General features: G+C 70.7%; 16 protein-coding genes. 10 read left to right on the forward strand and 6 right to left on the reverse strand.

Annotation, left to right across the window (positions count from 1 at the left end; genetic code table 11):
* Positions 1–231 precede the first annotated feature (231 nt).
* From ACIA03_RS10060 to asnB, 6 genes are all read right to left on the reverse strand, one after another.
* Positions 232–567, reverse strand: a complete 336-nt coding sequence (locus ACIA03_RS10060; RefSeq protein ID WP_396981828.1) for an ArsR/SmtB family transcription factor — start codon at positions 565–567, stop codon at positions 232–234.
* A 4-nt stretch (positions 568–571) separates the two neighbouring features.
* Positions 572–1,213, reverse strand: a complete 642-nt coding sequence (locus ACIA03_RS10065) for an SRPBCC family protein (protein ID WP_396981830.1) — start codon at positions 1,211–1,213, stop codon at positions 572–574.
* Between the two features lie 41 nt (positions 1,214–1,254).
* Positions 1,255–2,193, reverse strand: a complete 939-nt coding sequence (locus ACIA03_RS10070; protein ID WP_396981831.1) for a hypothetical protein — start codon at positions 2,191–2,193, stop codon at positions 1,255–1,257.
* Positions 2,186–2,413 carry a hypothetical protein gene (locus ACIA03_RS10075; protein ID WP_396981833.1) on the reverse strand — a complete coding sequence of 76 codons (228 nt, stop codon included), beginning with the start codon at positions 2,411–2,413 and terminating at the stop codon, positions 2,186–2,188. The genes ACIA03_RS10070 and ACIA03_RS10075 overlap by 8 nt, the downstream gene beginning before the upstream one ends.
* Positions 2,414–2,491: 78 nt before the next feature.
* The gene (gene nadE, locus ACIA03_RS10080) at positions 2,492–3,502 is read right to left on the reverse strand and encodes an NAD(+) synthase (protein ID WP_396981835.1); all 1,011 of its coding nucleotides are present in this window, start codon (positions 3,500–3,502) and stop codon (positions 2,492–2,494) included.
* Positions 3,499–5,505: an asparagine synthase (glutamine-hydrolyzing) gene (gene asnB, locus ACIA03_RS10085; RefSeq protein ID WP_396981837.1), complete on the reverse strand. Its 2,007-nt coding sequence runs from the start codon at positions 5,503–5,505 to the stop codon at positions 3,499–3,501. The genes nadE and asnB overlap by 4 nt, the downstream gene beginning before the upstream one ends.
* A 183-nt stretch (positions 5,506–5,688) precedes the next feature.
* Between asnB and ACIA03_RS10090 the strand changes: the two genes are divergently transcribed.
* From ACIA03_RS10090 to ACIA03_RS10135, 10 genes are all read left to right on the forward strand, one after another.
* Positions 5,689–5,961, forward strand: coding sequence for an acyl carrier protein (locus ACIA03_RS10090; protein ID WP_396981839.1), 273 nt, complete (start codon positions 5,689–5,691; stop codon positions 5,959–5,961).
* Complete coding sequence (locus ACIA03_RS10095) at positions 5,951–6,595, forward strand: serine O-acetyltransferase (protein ID WP_396981841.1); 645 nt, start codon at positions 5,951–5,953, stop codon at positions 6,593–6,595. Before ACIA03_RS10090 ends, ACIA03_RS10095 begins: the two co-directional genes overlap by 11 nt.
* Positions 6,592–7,422 (forward strand): glycosyltransferase, encoded by an 831-nt coding sequence (locus ACIA03_RS10100; protein WP_396981843.1) that lies wholly within the window; start codon positions 6,592–6,594, stop codon positions 7,420–7,422. The genes ACIA03_RS10095 and ACIA03_RS10100 overlap by 4 nt, the downstream gene beginning before the upstream one ends.
* Before the next feature lie 19 nt (positions 7,423–7,441).
* The gene (locus ACIA03_RS10105) at positions 7,442–12,193 is read left to right on the forward strand and encodes a DUF4082 domain-containing protein (RefSeq protein WP_396981845.1); all 4,752 of its coding nucleotides are present in this window, start codon (positions 7,442–7,444) and stop codon (positions 12,191–12,193) included.
* Between the two features lie 285 nt (positions 12,194–12,478).
* A complete protein-coding gene (locus ACIA03_RS10110) occupies positions 12,479–13,549 on the forward strand; it encodes a Gfo/Idh/MocA family protein (RefSeq protein ID WP_396981847.1) in 1,071 nt (356 codons plus the stop codon).
* A complete protein-coding gene (locus ACIA03_RS10115) occupies positions 13,546–14,550 on the forward strand; it encodes an NAD-dependent epimerase/dehydratase family protein (protein WP_396981849.1) in 1,005 nt (334 codons plus the stop codon). Before ACIA03_RS10110 ends, ACIA03_RS10115 begins: the two co-directional genes overlap by 4 nt.
* Complete coding sequence (locus ACIA03_RS10120; protein ID WP_396981851.1) at positions 14,547–15,692, forward strand: DegT/DnrJ/EryC1/StrS family aminotransferase; 1,146 nt, start codon at positions 14,547–14,549, stop codon at positions 15,690–15,692. Before ACIA03_RS10115 ends, ACIA03_RS10120 begins: the two co-directional genes overlap by 4 nt.
* A complete protein-coding gene (locus tag ACIA03_RS10125; protein ID WP_396981853.1) occupies positions 15,689–16,357 on the forward strand; it encodes an acetyltransferase in 669 nt (222 codons plus the stop codon). Before ACIA03_RS10120 ends, ACIA03_RS10125 begins: the two co-directional genes overlap by 4 nt.
* Positions 16,354–17,463 carry a DegT/DnrJ/EryC1/StrS family aminotransferase gene (locus ACIA03_RS10130; RefSeq protein ID WP_396981855.1) on the forward strand — a complete coding sequence of 370 codons (1,110 nt, stop codon included), beginning with the start codon at positions 16,354–16,356 and terminating at the stop codon, positions 17,461–17,463. Before ACIA03_RS10125 ends, ACIA03_RS10130 begins: the two co-directional genes overlap by 4 nt.
* Positions 17,456–18,637, forward strand: coding sequence for a glycosyltransferase (locus ACIA03_RS10135; RefSeq protein WP_396981857.1), 1,182 nt, complete (start codon positions 17,456–17,458; stop codon positions 18,635–18,637). The genes ACIA03_RS10130 and ACIA03_RS10135 overlap by 8 nt, the downstream gene beginning before the upstream one ends.
* Positions 18,638–18,667 lie beyond the last annotated feature (30 nt).

Here is an 18,667-nt window from a genome sequence, read left to right on the forward strand (position 1 = left end):
TCTCCTAACGCCCTCATCGCCCTGGCCATGCTCAACCTCGGTGGCCACCGCCCCGTCCTGCCCGGACGATGACCCACGGATCAGTCAGAGGAGCCCAAAATTCTCGGCGGGGCCCGGTGTCAAGGATCGCCGGAGGCGACCGGCGAAGCCGGCGGCCGCAGGCCGTCCTTTACTCCGGGAACCGGCGAGAACACCCTCCCTAACGGGTCGGCGGCCACCAGCCCAAGCGACTCAGTCCCCCGAAGAACCCTTTCGACGCCCCCGCCTGATCTCCGTGTCGAGAGCATCGAGGTGCTGAGTCCAGAACCGGCGGAACGGGCTGAGCCAGGCATCGACCTCGGCCAGGGGGCCGGTGTCGAGGGAGTAGATGCGGCGGGTGCCGTCGGGGCGTACGTTGGCGAAGCCGTGCTCGCGCAGGACCTTGAGCTGCATGGAGACCGCGGGCTGGCGGATGCCGAACTCGGCCGAGATGGTCTCGACGACCTCGCCGGAGGTGAGGTCGCCGGCTGCGAGGAGCTCGAGGATGCGGCGGCGTACGGGGTCGCCGAGGACGTCGAAGGCGTGCAAGCGGCTACTCCGGCATCGCGGTGTAGGCGGCGACGCAGCGTTCGCCGGCGGCGCGGGCCTGGGCGGGGGAGGTGCCGAAGGCGATGTCGGCCTCGACCCAGGCGGCGGCGGAGCCCTGGATGTGCTCGACCATCGCGGGCAGGACCTCGGGGGACATCGGGTCGATCTTCTCGGCCTCGGGGGCGGAGAGGTGGAGGGCGAGGCCGAGCAGCATCTGCTCCCAGCCGATGCCGACCGCGCTGGGGCCGAACTCCTTCCACTGCTCCGGTGGGACCGGGGCGGAGTGCTCGAGGCGGAGCAGCGTACGGCCGCCGGTGGCGGTCAGGGTCGCGTCGACCCACGACCTCATGTCGCCGTAGTCCCAGGTGATCGAGAGCAGCTTCGGGCGGTCGCAGGCGAGGATCTCGCCGCCGGCGTTGCCCTCGAGCTGGTAGCGGCCGCCGACCTCGAAGTCGCCACTGGCCGGCATCAGCCAGCGCGGGATGCGCTCCTTGGTGGTCAGCGCGTCCCAGACCTCGTCCGGGTCGGCGTCGTAGCTGCGCTCGACGACGAGCACACGCAGCTCCTCGCCACCCCGGGTCGTGGTGGTCAGGGCGCGGTTCACGGCACCGAGGTGGTCGGCAGGAATGAAGGGTGGCGTGCTCATGCCTGCCGACGCTATATCAATGATTCTTGATATTCAAGGTTTCAGCCGACGGGAAGGTGCGCCTCGGGCCCGACGAACCGGAAGGCGATCTGGAGCTTCTTGAGGCTGCGGGGGTCCGGGGTGGACTTCGCGCCGGTCCCGCCCGTCTTGATCTCGAACTTCTTCCAGGCGGCGAGAGTGGCGCTGTCCACGATGCCGTTGACCACCAGGTTCGTCCCGGCCTTGACGTTGAGCGCGTTCTGGATCCACCCCACGCCGTTGGTGCGGATCCGCTTGCCCTTGCGGAGCCCTGCGGCGATCTGGAACTGCTGCTGGACGATCGCCAGGTTCGACTTGACGTCCTTCGGCTTCCAGACCGGCTTGGCCTTCGACCGCGCGAACGCCGCGTAGTCGAAGATCGTGGCCCCGATGACCGGAGGGTGCCAGGCTTCGTCAGTCCCCTCGCCGTGCTGGTTCTTGAGGCCGAACGCGTGGTGGTAGTAGTCGGTGATCTGCGAGCTGGTGGTCTGGACGCCGAAGAGTGTCGAACCCCCGTCGACGTACTTCCCGACGGTGACGCCGAGGTCGCGGAAGTCGTCGGTCCGGACCACTCCGGACTGCGGTGGCAGGGTGAACCCGTGGATGTGGTGGCCGAACAGCGGCGGGAACCGGTACCAGCAGGCGTACCCGTTGGCCCGCAGCCACTTCTCCTGCGTCCTCCAGTTCACGCCCGGGATGTGCATATCGGCGCAGGCGTCGTGGTCGTGGGTGCCCGCGGAGGCAGGCACGGTGGTGTTGAACGGGGCCTGGATGACGACGATCCCGGTGCCGAACTTCTTCCGCGCAGCGGCATCGATCGCGCACAGGTGCGCGATGGTCCGAGCCGACCCCTTGACCTGCTTGCCGCCCGAGGTCGTTCGTGGCCACAGCGCCAGGTCGGTCTGCTTCGGGGGCTTGTTCCAGTCGACCGGCTTGCCGTCGACGGTGAGCATCTCACTCATAGATCAGGTCCTCCGGAAGATCCTCGGCAGGGATCATCGCGTCGGTGCCCGCGGTCTCGGCCGCCTCGCCGTCCTCGGTGTCCTCGTCGAAGGTGTTGATGTCGGTGGCGGCCTCGTCGATGTCGATCATGGGTGCGTCGATCATCGATGCGGCCTCGGCGTCGGAGAGACCGAGGGACAGGTCTGCGATCTCGCCGGGCTCGGGTGTGGTGGCGGACATGGAACCTCCTGGTTCGTGGGGACATGCCACCTTCCAGGATCTGCCGACAGCTCCGCGGGGAGAAGCGGTTGCGGAGATCTACCCAGGACTGACGATCTCGGCGACGGCCTCGACGAGCATCGGCGCGGCGTGGAGGTAGGCGGTCGTTCGCCGCTTCTGCTCGATGTCGCGGTAGACGCGCTCGACCTGCTCGACGGTGAGCCCGGTGGCCTCGGCCACCGCGTCGGTCGCGACCCCGTTGTTGAGTCCGTAGAGGCACAGGTCCATCCGCTGGTAGGGCAGCGAGAAGTAGAACTCCTCCTGCGACTGCTCCAGCGAGTAGGTGTCGGTGGTGGAGGGACGCGCCTGGATCTCCGCAGGGACGCCGAGGTGGGCGGCCATCGCGTAGACCTGCGACTTGTAGAGGTGCGCGATCGGCTTCACGTCCGCGGCACCGTCGCCGAGCTTCACGAAGAAGCCCTGGTCGTACTCCAGCCGGTTCGGGGTGCCGGCGACGGCGTAGTTGAGCCGGTCGGCGTGGAAGTACTCCAGCGCCTTGCGGGCGCGCTGCTTGAAGTTCGTCGCCGCGACGATCTCCAGGTAGGCCTCGGTCGTGAGCCGGTGGGTGCTCTGCGCGCCGGACGGATCCTCGACCACGACGGAGAAGAGCCGGAACGCGTCGGAGTCGACCACGCTGGGCAGCACGATCTTCGACTTCCACCCCGGGCCGTACGCCGGCACGACCCGCCGGATCGCGTCGTCCCGCCGCTGGTAGGCGCCGAGGCCGACCAGCACCGGGGAGATGTCCTCGAGGGCCGAGTCGATCCCCAGCGAGTCGGTCAGCTTGGTGCTGAACCCCAGCGTGTCCTCCGACGACTCCTGCTCGGGCATGTGCAGCGCGAAGACCCGCTCCGGGCCGAGCGCCTTGACCGCCAGCGCGGCGACCACGCTGGAGTCGATGCCGCCGGAGACGCCGAGCACGATGCCCTTGCGCTTGTTGGCCACCAGGTAGCGGCGGATCGCGTCGCCGATCCGCCTCGCCTCCGCCTCCTCGTCGAAGCGGAGCGTCTCCAGTCCGTACGCCGTTTTCTGGTGGGTCGTGGTGGTCATGCTGAGGTCCTTCCGGTGGGCTCGAGAATGGTGTCGAAGACGGTGAGTGGTTCCGGTGGCGCGACCGCGCGGGCGACCGGGCCGGTGAGCAGCTCGCTGTGCAGCAGCTGGGTGGACAGGACGGCCACCAGGCGCATGTTGTCGGTGTTGCCGAGACCGCGGCCCTGGGTCCGCCGGGCCTTCTCCAGCAGCCGCTGGACGAGGTCCGGCCGGAAGACCCCGGCGGCCTCCAGGGCGGAGACCGAGGTGACGTCGACGACCCAGTCCGGGGTGCCCCCGGCGAAGAAGGCGGCCGCGTCCGGCGCCCGGTAGGGCTGCTTGGGGCGGCGCAGGATCTCCTCGGGCACCAGGTCGGCGAAGGCCCGCTTGAGCAGGTGCTTCTCGTCCATGCCGTGGATCTTGTGCTCGGCCGGGACCCGGCCGGCGAGCTCGGCGACGTGCGGGTCCAGGAACGGGAACCGGCCCTCGACCGAGTTGCCCATCAGCATCCGGTCGCCCTGGGAGGCCAGGATGTAGCCGGGCAGCAGGGTCGTCATCTCCAGCCACTGCGCCCGCGCGACCGGGTCCCACGAGGCCGCCGAGGCGGGCATGGCGGCGACCACGCCGTCGGCCGCACCGCCACCGAGCTCCCGGATCTCGGGGCGCAGCATCGAGGCCAGCACCGCGGTGGAGTCCCACCGCGGCCGGTGCGACATCGCCATGTCGTCGGGCGAGAGGTTGCGCGAGAAGAAGCTCCGGGCGAAGGCCGGCGCCTGGTTGGGGGAGCGGTGCATCCACGGGTAGAGCTGCTCCACCGCCGCCTCGGCGGCCGCCGGGTCCCGCAGCCACAGGTCGCGGATCTTGGCCTCGCGGAAGATGTCGTAGCCACCGAGCACCTCGTCGGCGCCCTCACCGGTGACGACCACCTTGAAGCCGGCCTCCCGCACCAGCCGGGACAGCAGGAACATCGGCGCCGGGGCGGTCCGCAGCAGCGGCGACTCGGCGTGGCGTACGACCTGGGGGAAGACGTCGGCGATGTCGCGCTCGCTGACCACGACGTCGTGGTGGACGGTGCCGAGGCGCTCGGCCATCAGCGCCTGGAAGCCGCCTTCGTCGAACTCGGCCTCGGCGAACCGCAGCGAGAACGTGTGCAGCTTCGAGGCGAACCCTGAGATCGCGCCGGCCGTGACCGCGGAGTCGATCCCACCCGAGAGGTACGCGGCGACCGGCACGTCGCTGCGCTCGAACCGCAGCCGGGTGGCCGCCATCAGCGTCGTACGCAGCGCCTCGGCGTTCGCGTCCAGGTCGGTGAGCTCCTCGGCCCCCGCCGGTGGGAACGACGGCGCCCAGTAGCGGTGCTCGACCGTGCTGCCAGCCCTGAAGGTCAGGTGGGAGCCGGGCGGGACCTGCGAGATCGCGCGGAAGACGGTGCGCGGCGCGACCGCCGACCACAGCGTCAGCACCTGGTCCAGCCCGGCGGGGTCCAGCTCGCGCGGGACGTCGGGGGAGGCGTACAGGGCCTTCACCTCGGAGGCGAAGAGCAGCTGCCCGGCGACGTGCGTGTAGAAGAGCGGGCGCACCCCGAAGCGGTCGCGGGAGAGGACGAGCGTCTGCGTCCGGCGGTCCCAGATCGCCAGCGCCCACTGGCCGTTGAACCGTTCGAAGCAGCCCGGACCCCACTCCTCCCAGGCATGCACGATGACCTCGGTGTCCGACCTGGTGTCGAAGACGTGGCCGCGGGCGCGGAGCTGGGCGGCCAGCTCGACATGGTTGAAGATCTCGCCGTTGAAGGTGACCCAGACCTGCTCGTGCTCGCGACGTGCGCCGCAGGAGCGGCCGGTCATCGGCTGGATCCCGCCGGCCGTGTCCACGATCGCCAGCCGGGTGTGGCCGAGCGCGACCTGCTCGTCGCGGTAGTAGCCGCTGCCGTCGGGACCACGGTGGGCGAGGGAGGCCAGCATGTCCCGGACGAGGGCAGGCTCAGGCGTCTCGGTGCTGCTCAGCACCCCACAGATCCCGCACATGGCGCTCCTCGATCGATCCCGGACGGTGCACGAAGGGTTGCCCGCGCGGGTGCGTCGGGGCATCGGGATGAGGGCGTTTATCACCCAATGTCGGCATCTCCGGGCCCCATTTCGGCTCCCGACCGCCTCCGACTGACAGAACGGGACGAGATTCGTAGAACCGTTCACAGACAGGGAGATGTGATGGCGGACGTACAGCGCACGATCGAAGGCTTCATCCTGGACAGCCTGCTGCTGGGTGATGAGACCCGGCTGCCCGAGCCGTCGGAGTCGCTGGTCGAGTCGGGCGTGATCGACTCGACCGGGATCCTGGAGCTCATCGAGTTCCTCGAGGCGGAGTTCGAGATCTCCGTCGACGAGGCCGAGACCGTGCCCGAGAACCTCGACGGGGTCGCCAACCTGGTGGCGTACGTCGGCCGGAAGACAGCCGAGGATCGAGAGAGCCTTGCTAGTTGACGGAGCCCGGGCGACAGGCGACTTCGAGATCGACCTGGCCAAGATGTACGCGATCGTCCTCGACGGTCCGCGTACGTCTTGGCTGTCCAAGCTGCGGTTCTGGCTCTTCGACTACGAGCTGCACTGTGTCGCCTGCTATCGCTTCGGACGCTGGGCGACCCGGCTGCGGACCCGCAACCGGGTCCTGGGCGTGCTCGCGCTGGGCCTCTACTGGTTCTGGAACCGGCGCAACATCCGCGTCCACCACGCCGACATCTTCCGGCGCGCCGACATCGGGCCCGGGCTGCTGCTCATGCACCGCTCGGGCATCATCATCGGCCCGGCCACGATCGGCAGCAACTGCGTGCTCCACCAGAACGTGACCATCGGCCAGCGCATCGCCGACGGCGACCTGGGCGTGCCCACGATCGGCGACGACGTCTGGATCGGCCCCGGCGCGGTGATCACCGGCGCGATCACGATCGGCGACGGCTGCACGATCTCCGCCGGGACGGTGCTGTCCAAGGACGTCCCACCCCACAGCCTCGTCGGCGGCAACCCCGGCCGCGTCATCGCCAAGGACTACGACAACAGCAACATGATCAACTTCGTCGTCCCCGCCGGCGGCTCGACCAACGGGGTGCGACCGTCATGATCGCGAGCGTCGTGGTGCCGGCGCACAACGAGGCCGGTGGGCTGTCGGAGAACCTGGGGGCCCTGCTCTCGGGTGTGCCCGCCGGCGCTCTCGACGTCGTGGTGGTGTGCAACGGCTGCACCGACGACACCGCCGCGGTGGCGCGGACGGTTCCCGGCGTACGCGTCATCGAGATCGCCGAGGCCTCCAAGGCCCGGGCGGTCGAGGTCGGCAACGCCGCGGCGGTGGTCTATCCGCGGCTTCACCTCGATGCTGATGTACGTCTCACCGGCACCGATCTGCTCCGGCTGGTCGACGCGCTCGACGAGGACGGGGTGCTGGCCGTCGCGCCCGGGCGGAGCATTCCGACCGAGCACTCCTCCTGGCCGGTCCGTGCCTACTACCGGGTGTGGCAGGCCCTCCCGAGCGTACGCAGCGGCCTGTTCGGCCGCGGCGCCTTCTGCCTCACCGCCGAGGGCCAGGCGAGGGTCGCCGCCGGAAACAGCCTGATGAACGACGACCTGGTCGCCTCGGAGCTGTTCACGCCCGACGAACGCCGTGTCGTCGCCGACGCGACCGTGGTCGTGCGGCCGCCGCGTACGGTGAAAGACCTGGTCAGACGCCGGATCCGCGTCGCGACCGGCAATGCCCAAGCCGATGACCACGGGGCTCGGCAGGGATCCACCTCGTTCACGGACCTGCTCGCGCTCGGGCTGCGTCAGCCGGCGATCGGACTCCGGGTTCCGGTCTTCATGACAGTCACCCTCGTCGCCCGGATGCTCTCCCGCAGAGCTGTCCGGACCGGCGACTACACCACCTGGTTGCGCGACGAGAGCTCGCGAGCCTGATCCGAGAAGGAGCACGACTGTGAAGCTGCGAACGGGACTGGCCGCGTTGCTCGGAGTTGTTCTTGTCATCCCTGTCCTCTCGCTGGTCACTGCGTCCAGCGCAAGCGCCGACCCGTGCGGCCCGGAGGGCAACGCGATCGCCTGCGAGAACAGCAAACCTGGGAATCCGTCGAGCGAATGGGGCATCACCGGCGCGGGCGACAGCTCGATCCAGGGGTTCGCGACCGACATCAGTGTCGACGCCGGCAACCGGATCGACTTCAAGATCGACACCAACGCCTCGGCCTACGGGATCACCATCTATCGGATGGGCTACTACGGCGGTGACGGTGCCCGCCGGATCACCTCGGTGACGCCGTCGGCGAACCTGCCGCAGAGCCAGCCCAACTGCTACCGCGACACCACCACCGAGATCACCGACTGCGGCAACTGGGCGGTCTCGGCCTCCTGGAACGTCCCGGCGACCGCGGTCTCGGGCGTCTACATCGCCAAGCTGGACCGCCCCGACACCAACGAGTCGAGCCACATCACCTTCATCGTCCGCGACGACGACAGCCACTCCGACGTCGTCTTCCAGACCTCCGACACCACCTGGCAGGCGTACAACTCCTACGGCGGCTCGAGCTTCTACGTCGGCGGCGGGAACGGAAGGGCCTACAAGCTGAGCTACAACCGCCCGTTCGCGACCCGCTCCGGCGGCACGTCCCACGACTTCTTCTTCGCCAACGAGTACCCGGCGGTACGGTTCCTGGAGCGCAACGGCTACGACATCAGCTACATCTCCGGGATCGACACCGACCGCCGTGGTTCGCTGCTCACCAACCACAAGACGTTCCTCAGCGTCGGTCACGACGAGTACTGGAGCGGGCAGCAGCGGGCCAACGTCGAGGCCGCGCGCGACGCCGGCGTGAACCTGCAGTTCCTCAGCGGCAACGAGGTCTACTGGCGGACCCGCTACGAGGCGTCGAAGGACGGCACCAACACGCCCTACCGCACCCTGGTCACCTATAAGGAGTCCTGGGCACAGGCGAAGATCGACCCCAGCGCGGAGTCGACCGGCACCTGGCGCGACCCGCGCTACGCACCCAAGTCGCAGGGCGGCGGGAAGCCGGAGAACTCGCTGACCGGCACCATCTTCATGTCCAACCTGACCGACCTGCCGGTGACGGTGAAGAAGTCCCAGGGTGGGCTGCGGCTGTGGCGCAACACCGGGCTGTCCGCGATGACCGCCGACTCGACCGCACTGGCGCCGCACACCGTCGGCTACGAGTCCGACGAGGACCAGGACAACGGGTTCCGGCCGCCCGGGACGATCCGGCTGTCGGAGACGACCGGGTTCATCCCCGGCCAGTACATGCGCGACTTCGGCCGGGTCACGGGCGACGGCACCACGACCCACTCGCTCACGCTCTACCGGGCGGCCAGCGGAGCGCTGGTCTTCGGCGCCGGATCGGTCCAGTGGACCTGGGGCCTCGACTCCGAGCACGACAACCCCTACCACGACGAGACCGCCGACCCTCGGATGCAGCAGGCGCAGGTGAACCTGCTGGCCGACATGGGCGCCCAGCCGACCACGCTGATGACCGGCCTGACCGCAGCCACCAAGTCGACCGACACGACCGGACCGACGGTCGCCATCACCTCGCCCGCCGCCGGCTCGACGCAGCCCAACGGCACCAAGGTGACGCTCACGGGCACCGCGTCCGACACGGGCGGCGGCGTGGTCGCCGGCGTCGAGTACTCCCTCGACGACGGCACCTCGTGGCACATGGCCACCGGGACGACCGCCTGGTCGGTGACGTACGTCCAGCCCGGGGTCGGCAGCACCCCGGTGCGGGTCCGCGCCGTCGACGACAGCGCCAACATCGGCACCTCCGTGACCAGGAGCTTCGCGGTCACCTGCCCGTGCAGCATCCTCGGACAGCGTGAGGTGCCGACGACCTGGAACGCCGTCACCAGCCCGGCGACCCCCTCGGCCGACGACAACAGCGCCGCCGAGCTCGGCCTGCGGTTCACCCCCCAGACCGACGGGTACGTCGCGGGTGTCCGCTTCTTCAAGGGCGCCGGCAACACCGGCACCCACGTGGGCTCCCTGTGGAGCAGCAGCGGCGAGCGGCTGGCCCAGGTCACCTTCGCCAACGAGTCGAGCGGCGGCTGGCAGTCGGCGACGTTCAGCCAGCCGGTCTCGGTCGCCGCGGGGGCGAGGTATGTCGTCTCCTACACGGCTCCGGCCGGGCACTACGCCGTGGCGCCGTGGGCGTTCGCGGCGCAGGGGTTCCAGGCGTACCCGTTCGAGGTGGAGGGCGGCTACGGCGCCGCGCCCGCGGGGGTCTACGGCAATGCCGGGCAGTTCCCGGGCAGTTCCTACCAGAACCCCAACTACTTCGTGGACGTGCTGCTCACGACCACGGACAACTCGCCGCTGACCGCGACCAACCAGTGGCCGCTGGACGGCTCCTCCTCGGTGCCGCGCAACACGACGGTGAGCGCCAGGTTCACCAAGCCGGTGGTCGCCTCCACCGTCGGGCTGCGACTGACCGACTCCGTCGGCAACGTGGTGACCGGGTCGACGGCCTACGACTCGACGACCAGGACGGTGACGTTCACGCCGTCGGCCGACCTGGCCGGGTTCGTCACCTACACCGCCACGCTCTCGGGCGAGGACAGCGGGGGGACGGCGGTCTCGACCGGGAAGACGTGGTCGTTCCGTACGGCCAAGCCGCCGGCCACGGCAGGAGTTTGCCCGTGCTCGCTCTATGACGAGGACGCCACGCCGACGGTCCTCCAGGACCCGGAGAACGCGCAGCTGACCCTGGGCGTCAGGTTCCGGGCCGATGTCGCCGGCACCGTCACCGGGGTGAAGTTCTACAAGGGCGTCAACAACGCCGCCCCGCATACCGGCACCCTGTGGTCGGCCAGCGGGGCCGTGCTCGCCCAGGGCACCTTCACCGGTGAGTCGACCAGCGGCTGGCAGACGCTGACCTTCGCCACGCCGGTGCAGATCCAGGCGAACACCGACTACATCGCCTCCTACCGCACCAACGGCTACTACTCGGCCACCCCGAACGCCTTCGCCTCGGCCGACCTGTCGAAGCCGCCCCTGCGGGTGACCTCGACGGCAGGGGCGTACGCCTATGGCACTGGGTTCCCGGCGGCGACCTCGCCCTCGAGCTACATGGTCGACGTCGTCTTCGAGAAGGGTGCACCGACGCTGACGATGACCTCGCGCAGCCCGGTGCCCGGGGCGGTCGAGGTGCCGCGCGGGACCAACGTGGTGGCGTCGTTCTCCTCGGCGCTCAGCTCCGGCTACTCGGTGACGGCGACCTCGGGCGGCCAGTCGATCCCGGGGACGACGACGCTCGGCAACTCCGGCACGACGCTGACCTTCGACCCCGCCTCCCTGCTGCCCGCGGCTGCGGACGTGACGGTCACGATCAGCGGGATCACCTCGACCGAGGGAGCCAGTATGTCGACGCAGACCTGGACGTTCACGACCAGATCCGCGGAGACATCGTCCAGCCAGACGCTCTTCGGTGACGTGGTGCCCGCGGTCGAGGCCCAGGACGACAGCTCGCCGATCGAGGTCGGGACCGTGTTCAGTCCCACCCGCGACGGGCGGGTGACCGCGATCCGGTTCTACAAGGGAGCCGGCAACGGCGGCACCCACGTCGGGTCGCTGTGGAACATGGCCGGTCAGCGGCTCGCCCAGGTGACCTTCACCGGGGAGACCGCCACCGGCTGGCAGCAGGCCACCCTGTCCAGTCCCGTCGACGTGCAGGCAGGGGTGTCGTACCTCGTCTCCTACCTGGCTCCTCAGGGGCACTACGCGACCACGTCGGGCTTCTTCTCGACGGCCTACGCCTCCGGGGACCTCACCGCCCCGGCGGGCAGCAACGGGCGCTATCTCTACGGCGCCGCCGGCGGGTTCCCGCAGTACACGTACGGCTCGACGAACTACTTCGCCGACGTCGTCTTCGAGCGGGCGACCCCGACCATCTCGGTCACTCAGCGTGACCCGAGCCCGGGCCAGACCGATGTGGCCACCTCGGTGAACCCGTCGATCACGTTCTCGACCGGGATCGCGAGCGGCTGGAGCATGTCGGCCACGGCCAACGGGTCCCCGGTGGCGGGGTCGGCGACCCTGAGCAGCGACGGACGTACGCTGCGCTTCACCCCGTCGGCGGCGCTGCCGGCCGGGGCGACGGTGGCGGTGACCGTCTCGGGCGTGGTCTCGACCGACGGGGCGAACCTGCCCACGCAGACGTGGTCGTTCACCACGCTCGCGCCCACCGCGACGGAGGTCTCGCTGTTCACCGGCGTCACGCCGCAGAACGCCTCGACGCTCGACGTGATGCCGATCGAGGTCGGCACCGCCTTCCGGACGTCCGTGGCCGGCACGGTGACGGCGATCCGGTTCTACAAGGGCACCGGCAACACCGGCACCCATGTGGGTTCGCTGTGGAGCCCGACCGGACAGCGGATCGCCCAGGTGACCTTCACCAACGAGACCGCGACCGGCTGGCAGCAGGCCACGTTGGCGACGCCGGTCGCGCTCACGCCGGGGTCGACGTACATCGTGTCCTACTACGCGCCCAACGGGCGCTACGCCGCCACGCCCGCCGCCCTCACGCAGAACTGGACGGCAGGCCCACTGACGGCTCCGGGCGGAGCCAACGGCCGGTATCGCTACGGGACCGGAGGGGGGCTCCCGACCCGATCCTGGAACTCCACGAACTACTTCGTGGACGTGAGGTTCCGCCCGGCGTCTTGATCCGGAAACCGCCGACTCGGCGCATCTGCCCCACGCAGACGCGTCGAGTCGGCGCGTCTGTCTCACTCGGGTGTGTCGAGCCGGCGCGTCTGCCCCGCGTTAACGCGATCGGGCGGCGTCCTATGGGGCAGATGCGCCGACTCGACGTCTGTGGATGGGGCGGATGCGCCGAGTCGGCGGGAATATCTGGGGCAGACGCGCCGGGTCGGCGGTGTCGTCCCGAATTGAGGGGATAGGTGGGGCGAGGCTCCTTGGGGCCCGCCCCACGCCGATTCCATGGGCCATATGACTGATGGCGAACCGCTCGGCGTGGCAGTGGTCGGAGCCGGTTACTGGGGGCCCAACCTGGTCCGCAACTTCCGCAACGCACGGGACTGGGAGCTGGTCGCGGTGGTCGATCTCGACCTCGAGCGGGCCCAGGAGGTGATCGGGGGCGGCACCGGCGTGCTGGCCACGACCGACCTCGACGAGGTGCTCGCGCGCGAGGACGTGGACGCGGTCGCGATCGCGACGCCGGCGGGCACACATCGGCGGCTGGTCGAGGCGGCGCTACGGGCCGGGAAGCACGTGCTCGTCGAGAAGCCGCTGGCCGACGACGTCGAGTCGGGGCGGAGCATGGTCGAGTCCGCGCGGGCCAACGGTCTGGTTCTGATGGCCGACCACACCTACTGCTACACGCCGGTCGTGCAGAAGATCCGGGAGCTGGTCGAGGACGGCTCGCTCGGCGAGATCCTGTTCATCGACTCGGTGCGGATCAACCTCGGGCTGGTGCAGCCCGACGTCGACGTCTTCTGGGACCTGGCCCCGCACGACCTCTCGATCCTCGACTTCGTCCTGCCCGGCGGGCTGCGCCCCACCGGGGTGGCCGCGCACGGCGCCGACCCACTGGGTGCCGGGAAGGCGTGTGTCGGCTATCTGACCCTGCCGCTCGAGGGCGGGGCGATGGCCCACGTCCACATCAACTGGCTCAGCCCCACCAAGATCAGGCAGATGGTGATCGGCGGGAGCCGGCGTACGTTGGTCTGGGACGACCTCAACCCGCAGCAGCGGCTCAGCGTCTTCGACCGTGGCGTCGACCTGGTCCAGCAGAGCGTGGACATCGCGGACCGTGCCGCCGCGACCATCTCCTACCGGCTGGGCGACACCTGGGCGCCGGCGCTGCCCGAGTACGAGGCCCTCGCCCGGATGGTCGGCGAGTTCGCCGGCGCGATCCGGGGCGAGCGCGCGCCGGTCACCGACGGGGCTGCCGGGCTCCGTGTCCTCTCCGTCCTGGAGGCGGCCCAGACCAGCCTCCGAGCCCGTGGCGCCCTCGTCGAGGTGGCCGCCCAGACCCCGACCCTGGAGCTGATCCGATGACTCAACTGCGTGGTGCGAACGTCCTGGTCACCGGAGGTGCGGGCACGATCGCCTCCACCATCGTCGACCAGCTCCTCGACGAGGGGGTTGCGCACGTCGACGTGCTCGACAGCCTGATCCGGGGACGCAAGGCCAACCTCGACGACGCTCTCGCCACCGGTCGGGTGCGGCTGGTGGAGGGCGACATCCGCGACCGTGACCTGGTCGGCGACCTGACCGCCGGCAAGGACCTGGTCTTCCACCAGGCCGCCATCCGGATCACCCTGTGTGCCGAGGAGCCGCGGCTGGCCAACGAGGTGCTGGTCGACGGCACCTTCAACGTCGTCGAGGCCGCCGTGCAGGCCCGGGTGGACAAGCTGGTCTACGCCTCCTCGGCCTCGGTCTTCGGGCTGGCCGAGGAGTTCCCGACGCCCGAGGGGCACCACCACAACAACAACGACACCCTCTACGGAGCCGCGAAGTCCTACAACGAGGGGCTGGTGCGGTCCTTCCGGGCGATGTACGGGCTCGACTACGTCGGGCTCCGCTACTTCAACGTCTACGGGCCGCGGATGGACGTGCACGGCGCCTACACCGAGGTGCTGGTGCGGTGGATGGAGCGGATCGCCGACGGGAAGCCACCGCTGATCTTCGGCGACGGCCGACAGACGATGGACTTCGTCTGCGTCCCCGACATCGCCCGCGCCAACATCCTGGCGGCCGCCTCCGACGTGACCGAGGGCGTCTACAACATCGCCTCCGGCACCGAGACCTCGTTGCTCGAGCTGGCCGAGGCGCTGCTGCGGGTCATGGGTGCCTCGTCGCTGGAGATCGAGCACGGTCCCGAGCGTGCGGTCAACGGGGTCACCCGCCGGCTCGCCTCGATCGCGGCGGCCCGCGAGGACCTGGGCTGGTCGCCGTCGATCGGGTTGGACGAAGGGCTGCGCCGGCTGGTCGAGTGGTGGGCGCCGCTGCGCTCCGAGATCGCGGCGGGGCGCGCCCTGCAGGGCGGTGCGTCGTGAGCCGGATCAACGTGATGCAGCCCTGGCTGGGCGAGGAGGAGGTCGCCGCGGTCGCCGAGGTGCTCCGCTCCGGCTGGGTCGCGCAGGGGCCGCGGGTGGCCGAGTTCGAGCGCCGTTTCGCGGCCTCGCAGCAGGCCGCCCACGCCGTCGCCACCTCGAGCTGCACCACGGCGCTCCAGCTGGCGCTGGTGGTCGCCGGGGTGGCTCCCGGCGACGACGTCGTCGTCCCCTCCTTCTCCTTCATCGCGACCGCCAACGCCCCCACCTACCTCGGCGCCCGGCCGGTCTTCGCCGACGTGTCGGCGGTGACCGGCAACCTCACCGCGGAGACGGTCAGGGAGGCGCTCACGCCGCGGACGACCGCGGTGATCGTGGTCGACCAGGGCGGGGTGCCGGTCGACCTGGACGCCATCCGGGCGGTCTGCGACCCCCTCGACATCGTGGTGATCGAGGATGCGGCCTGCGGCGCCGGGTCGACCTACCACGGCCGTCCCGTAGGTGCCGGCGCCGAGATCGCGGCCTGGTCCTTCCACCCGCGCAAGATCCTCACCACCGGCGAGGGCGGGATGCTCACCACCTCGCGCGAGGACTGGGCCGCGCGGGCACGGACGCTGCGCGAGCACGCGATGAGCGTCTCGGCCGCCGACCGGCACGCCAGCCTGGTCTCGCCGCCGGAGTCCTACGAGGAGATCGGCTTCAACTTCCGGATGACCGACCTGCAGGCCGCGGTCGGCCTCGTGCAGCTGTCCCGGCTGCCCGAGGTGGTCGCCCGTCGCCGCGAGCTGGCTGCGGTCTACGCGAAGGCCGTCGCCGAGATCGACGGGCTGCGCGCGGTCGCGGACCCGGCCTGGGGGACCAGCAACTTCCAGTCGTTCTGGATCGAGGTCTCGACGAGCTCGACCACCGGGGCTGCGTACGGGGTCGGCCGGGAGGGGCTGCTGAGCGCCCTGGCCGAGGCCGGGATCTCCGCGCGACGCGGGATCATGGCGGCACACCGGCAGCCTGCGTACGCCTCCTCGGGGGTCAGCCTCCCGGTCACCGAGCACCTCACCGACTCCACGCTCATCCTGCCGCTCTTCCACCAGATGTCGGACTCGGAGCAGGCGCGGGTCATCGACGTACTCCGGGGGGAACGTCGATGACCGCGCTCGTTCTCGTCGCCGCCAGCGGGTTGGCGGGCGAGGTCGCCGCGGCGGCCGCGGCGACCGAGTTCCGCTACGACGAGATCGTCGCGGTCGACGACGACCGCGAGCGCTGGGGTGAGCTGATCGGCTCCGTCGACGGGGTCGGCGGGGCCAAGGTCATCGGCCCGGTCGAGGTCGTCGCCGACTGCGGCGCCGACCTGGTGATCTGCGCCGGGGCCGGCACCACCCGCCGCCGCCTCGCCGAGCGGCTGAGCGGCTACGGCGTCGGACCGGACCGCTTCGCGACCATCGTCCATCCGTCCGCGTCGGTGCCGGCCGGCTGCGAGCTCGGCGCCGGGAGCGTGCTGCTCGCCGGGGTCGTGCTGACCGCCGCCGTACGCGTCGGGCGTCATGTCGTGGTGATGCCCAACGCCGTCCTCACCCACGACGACATCATCGGCGACTACACCACCCTCTGCGCCGGGGTGACCCTCGGCGGCGAGGTCGTCATCGGCGAGGCCGCCTACCTCGGGATGAGCTCCTCGGTGCGTCAGCGCACCACCGTCGGAGCCGACTCCGTCCTCGGCATGGGAGCGGTCCTGCTCAGCGACCTGCCCGCCGGGGAGACCTGGGCCGGTGTGCCCGCCCGTCCGCTCAACTCACGTCAGGAGCTTGTCTGGTGAAGGTGCCGTTCGTCGACCTCGGGGCGCAGCAGTCGGAGATAGAGGACGAGGTACGCCTCGGGCTGGACAGCGTGTTCTCGCGGACCGCGTTCGTGGGCGGACCGGAGGTGACCGCTTTCGAGGGGGCCTATGCGGCCTACGTCGGAGCCGAGCACTGCGTCGGCGTCGGCAACGGGACCGACGCGCTCGAGCTCGCGATGCGGGCGGTCGGTGTGAGACCCGGGGGCGAGGTGATCGTGCCCGCCAACACCTTCATCGCGACCGCCGAGGCGGCCACCCGGATCGGGGCGGTGCCGGTCCCGGTCGACGTCGACGAGTCGCACCTGCTGATCGACGCCGCTGCGGTGGAACGGGCGATCACCCCACGCACGCAGGCGATCGCGCCGGTGCACCTGTTCGGGCAGGCCGCGTTCGTGGAGCAGCTGCTGCCGCTCGCGTCCGCGGCGGGGATCCCGGTGATCGAGGACGCCGCGCAGTCCCAGGGCGCTCGACGGCACGGTCGCGCCGCCGGCTCGCTGACGACGGTCGCGGCGACCAGTTTCTACCCCGGCAAGAACCTCGGTGCGGCCGGCGACGCGGGCGCGGTGACGACCTCCGACCCGGAGATCGCCCGGACGGTCCGGCTGCTCGCCGCGCACGGCTCGGAGACCAAGTACGTCCACGAGGTCGCCGGGATGAACTCGCGCCTCGACACGATCCAGGCCGTCGTGCTCTCCGCCAAGCTCGCCCGGCTGGAGAAGTGGAACGAGCTGCGCCGGCAGGCCGCCGAGCGCTACCACCGGCTTCTGTCCGGGGTTCCCGGGGTCCGGGTGCCCGAGTCGGCTCCGGGCAACATCGACGTCTGGCATCTCTACGTCGTCCGCGTCGCGTCCCGCGACCGGGTCCTGTCGGCGCTGCTCGATGCCGGGATCGGCACGGGGATCCACTATCCGTTCCCGGTGCATCTGACCGCTGCGTACGCCTCGCTGGGGTTCGGCGAGGGCTCCTTCCCGGTCGCCGAGCGGGCCGCGGGGGAGATCCTGTCGCTGCCGATGTCCCCGCACCTGAGCCCGGAGCAGCAGGAGTACGTCGCCGAGGTGGTCGCGGAGGCGGTGAGGCATGGGTGAGGTGCGCACGCCGGTCTCGATCGTCTGCGTCTACAACGACCCGGCGGTGCTGGAGTCGTGCCTGGCCGCCTCGGTCAAGGCCGGCACGGATGCATCGCGGCAGACCGAGGTGATCGCCGTCGACAACGTCTCCGGTGCGTTCGCGAGCGCCGGCGCGGCGCTGAACCACGGCGCCCGGATGGCGCGCAACGAGGTCGTCGTCTTCGTCCACCAGGACGTCTACCTGCACTCGCTGCCCGCGCTGGAGGCCGCCGCGTCGGCCGTCCTGGCGGATCCGGCGATCGGGGTGCTGGGGGCGGTCGGGGTCGACCACCGCGGCGAGGTGATCGGAGCGATGCGCGACCGGGTCGTCCCGCTCGGCCGCTCCACGTCGGTCCCGACGGACGTGGACTCGCTCGACGAGGTGCTCTTCATGGTCGCTCGCTCGCAGGTGCTGCGCGAGCCGCTCTCGGAGTCGCCCGACCTGGCGTGGCACGCGTACGCCGTCGAGTACTGCCTCCGGATGCGGGCCGCCGGCCGGCGTGCCGCCGCCGTCGACATCCCGCTGACCCACAACAGCATGACCACCAACCTCGCCCGCCTCGACGTCGCCCACCGTGCTGTCGGGCGGACCTACGCGGGGCTGGTGCCGGTGCGTACGACCTGCGGGATCGTCGGCGGCGAGCACGGTGCCGCAGCGACCTCCTGGCCGGTCCGGCGGGCTCGCGGCGCCCGCCGGTTCCTGGGTGAGTCGGTCCGCGCCCGCCGGGTGAGGCGCTCGCTGCGCCGGGTCTCCCGGCCCGCTCGTGGTCAGGTGGTCCTCGCCGACATCCGGCTGCTCGTCGACGACGTCGCCCGCCTCGCCGGCAGCTCCTCGATCCGCGTCATCGACCCGTCCCGCGACGGCACCCTCGGCGAGGCCGACGGCCTCGAGCGCAACGGCATCCCCTTCTCCGCCGCCACCCTCCGCTGGCCCGGCGTCGTCGCCGCCGTCGCCGCAGCCGCCCCCTCCGAGCTGCTCCTCGTCTCCGGTCTGCGGCCCGAGGAGATCGCCCCGCTCGCCGCCACCACCCCGGCGCCCTACGTCGTGGGGCTGGCCAGCGACACCGGTCTCTGGCTCCTCCTCGGCGTCGAGCCCGAGGTTCTCGCGCCGCTGTGGAGCCGCCCACGGAACCGGCCGTTCTTCGTGGGGTGACGGGCGGAAGGGATACCCGGTCGACCGGGG

The organism is Nocardioides sp. NPDC051685 (genome assembly GCF_044453405.1).
In the GTDB taxonomy this organism is placed as follows: domain Bacteria; phylum Actinomycetota; class Actinomycetes; order Propionibacteriales; family Nocardioidaceae; genus Nocardioides.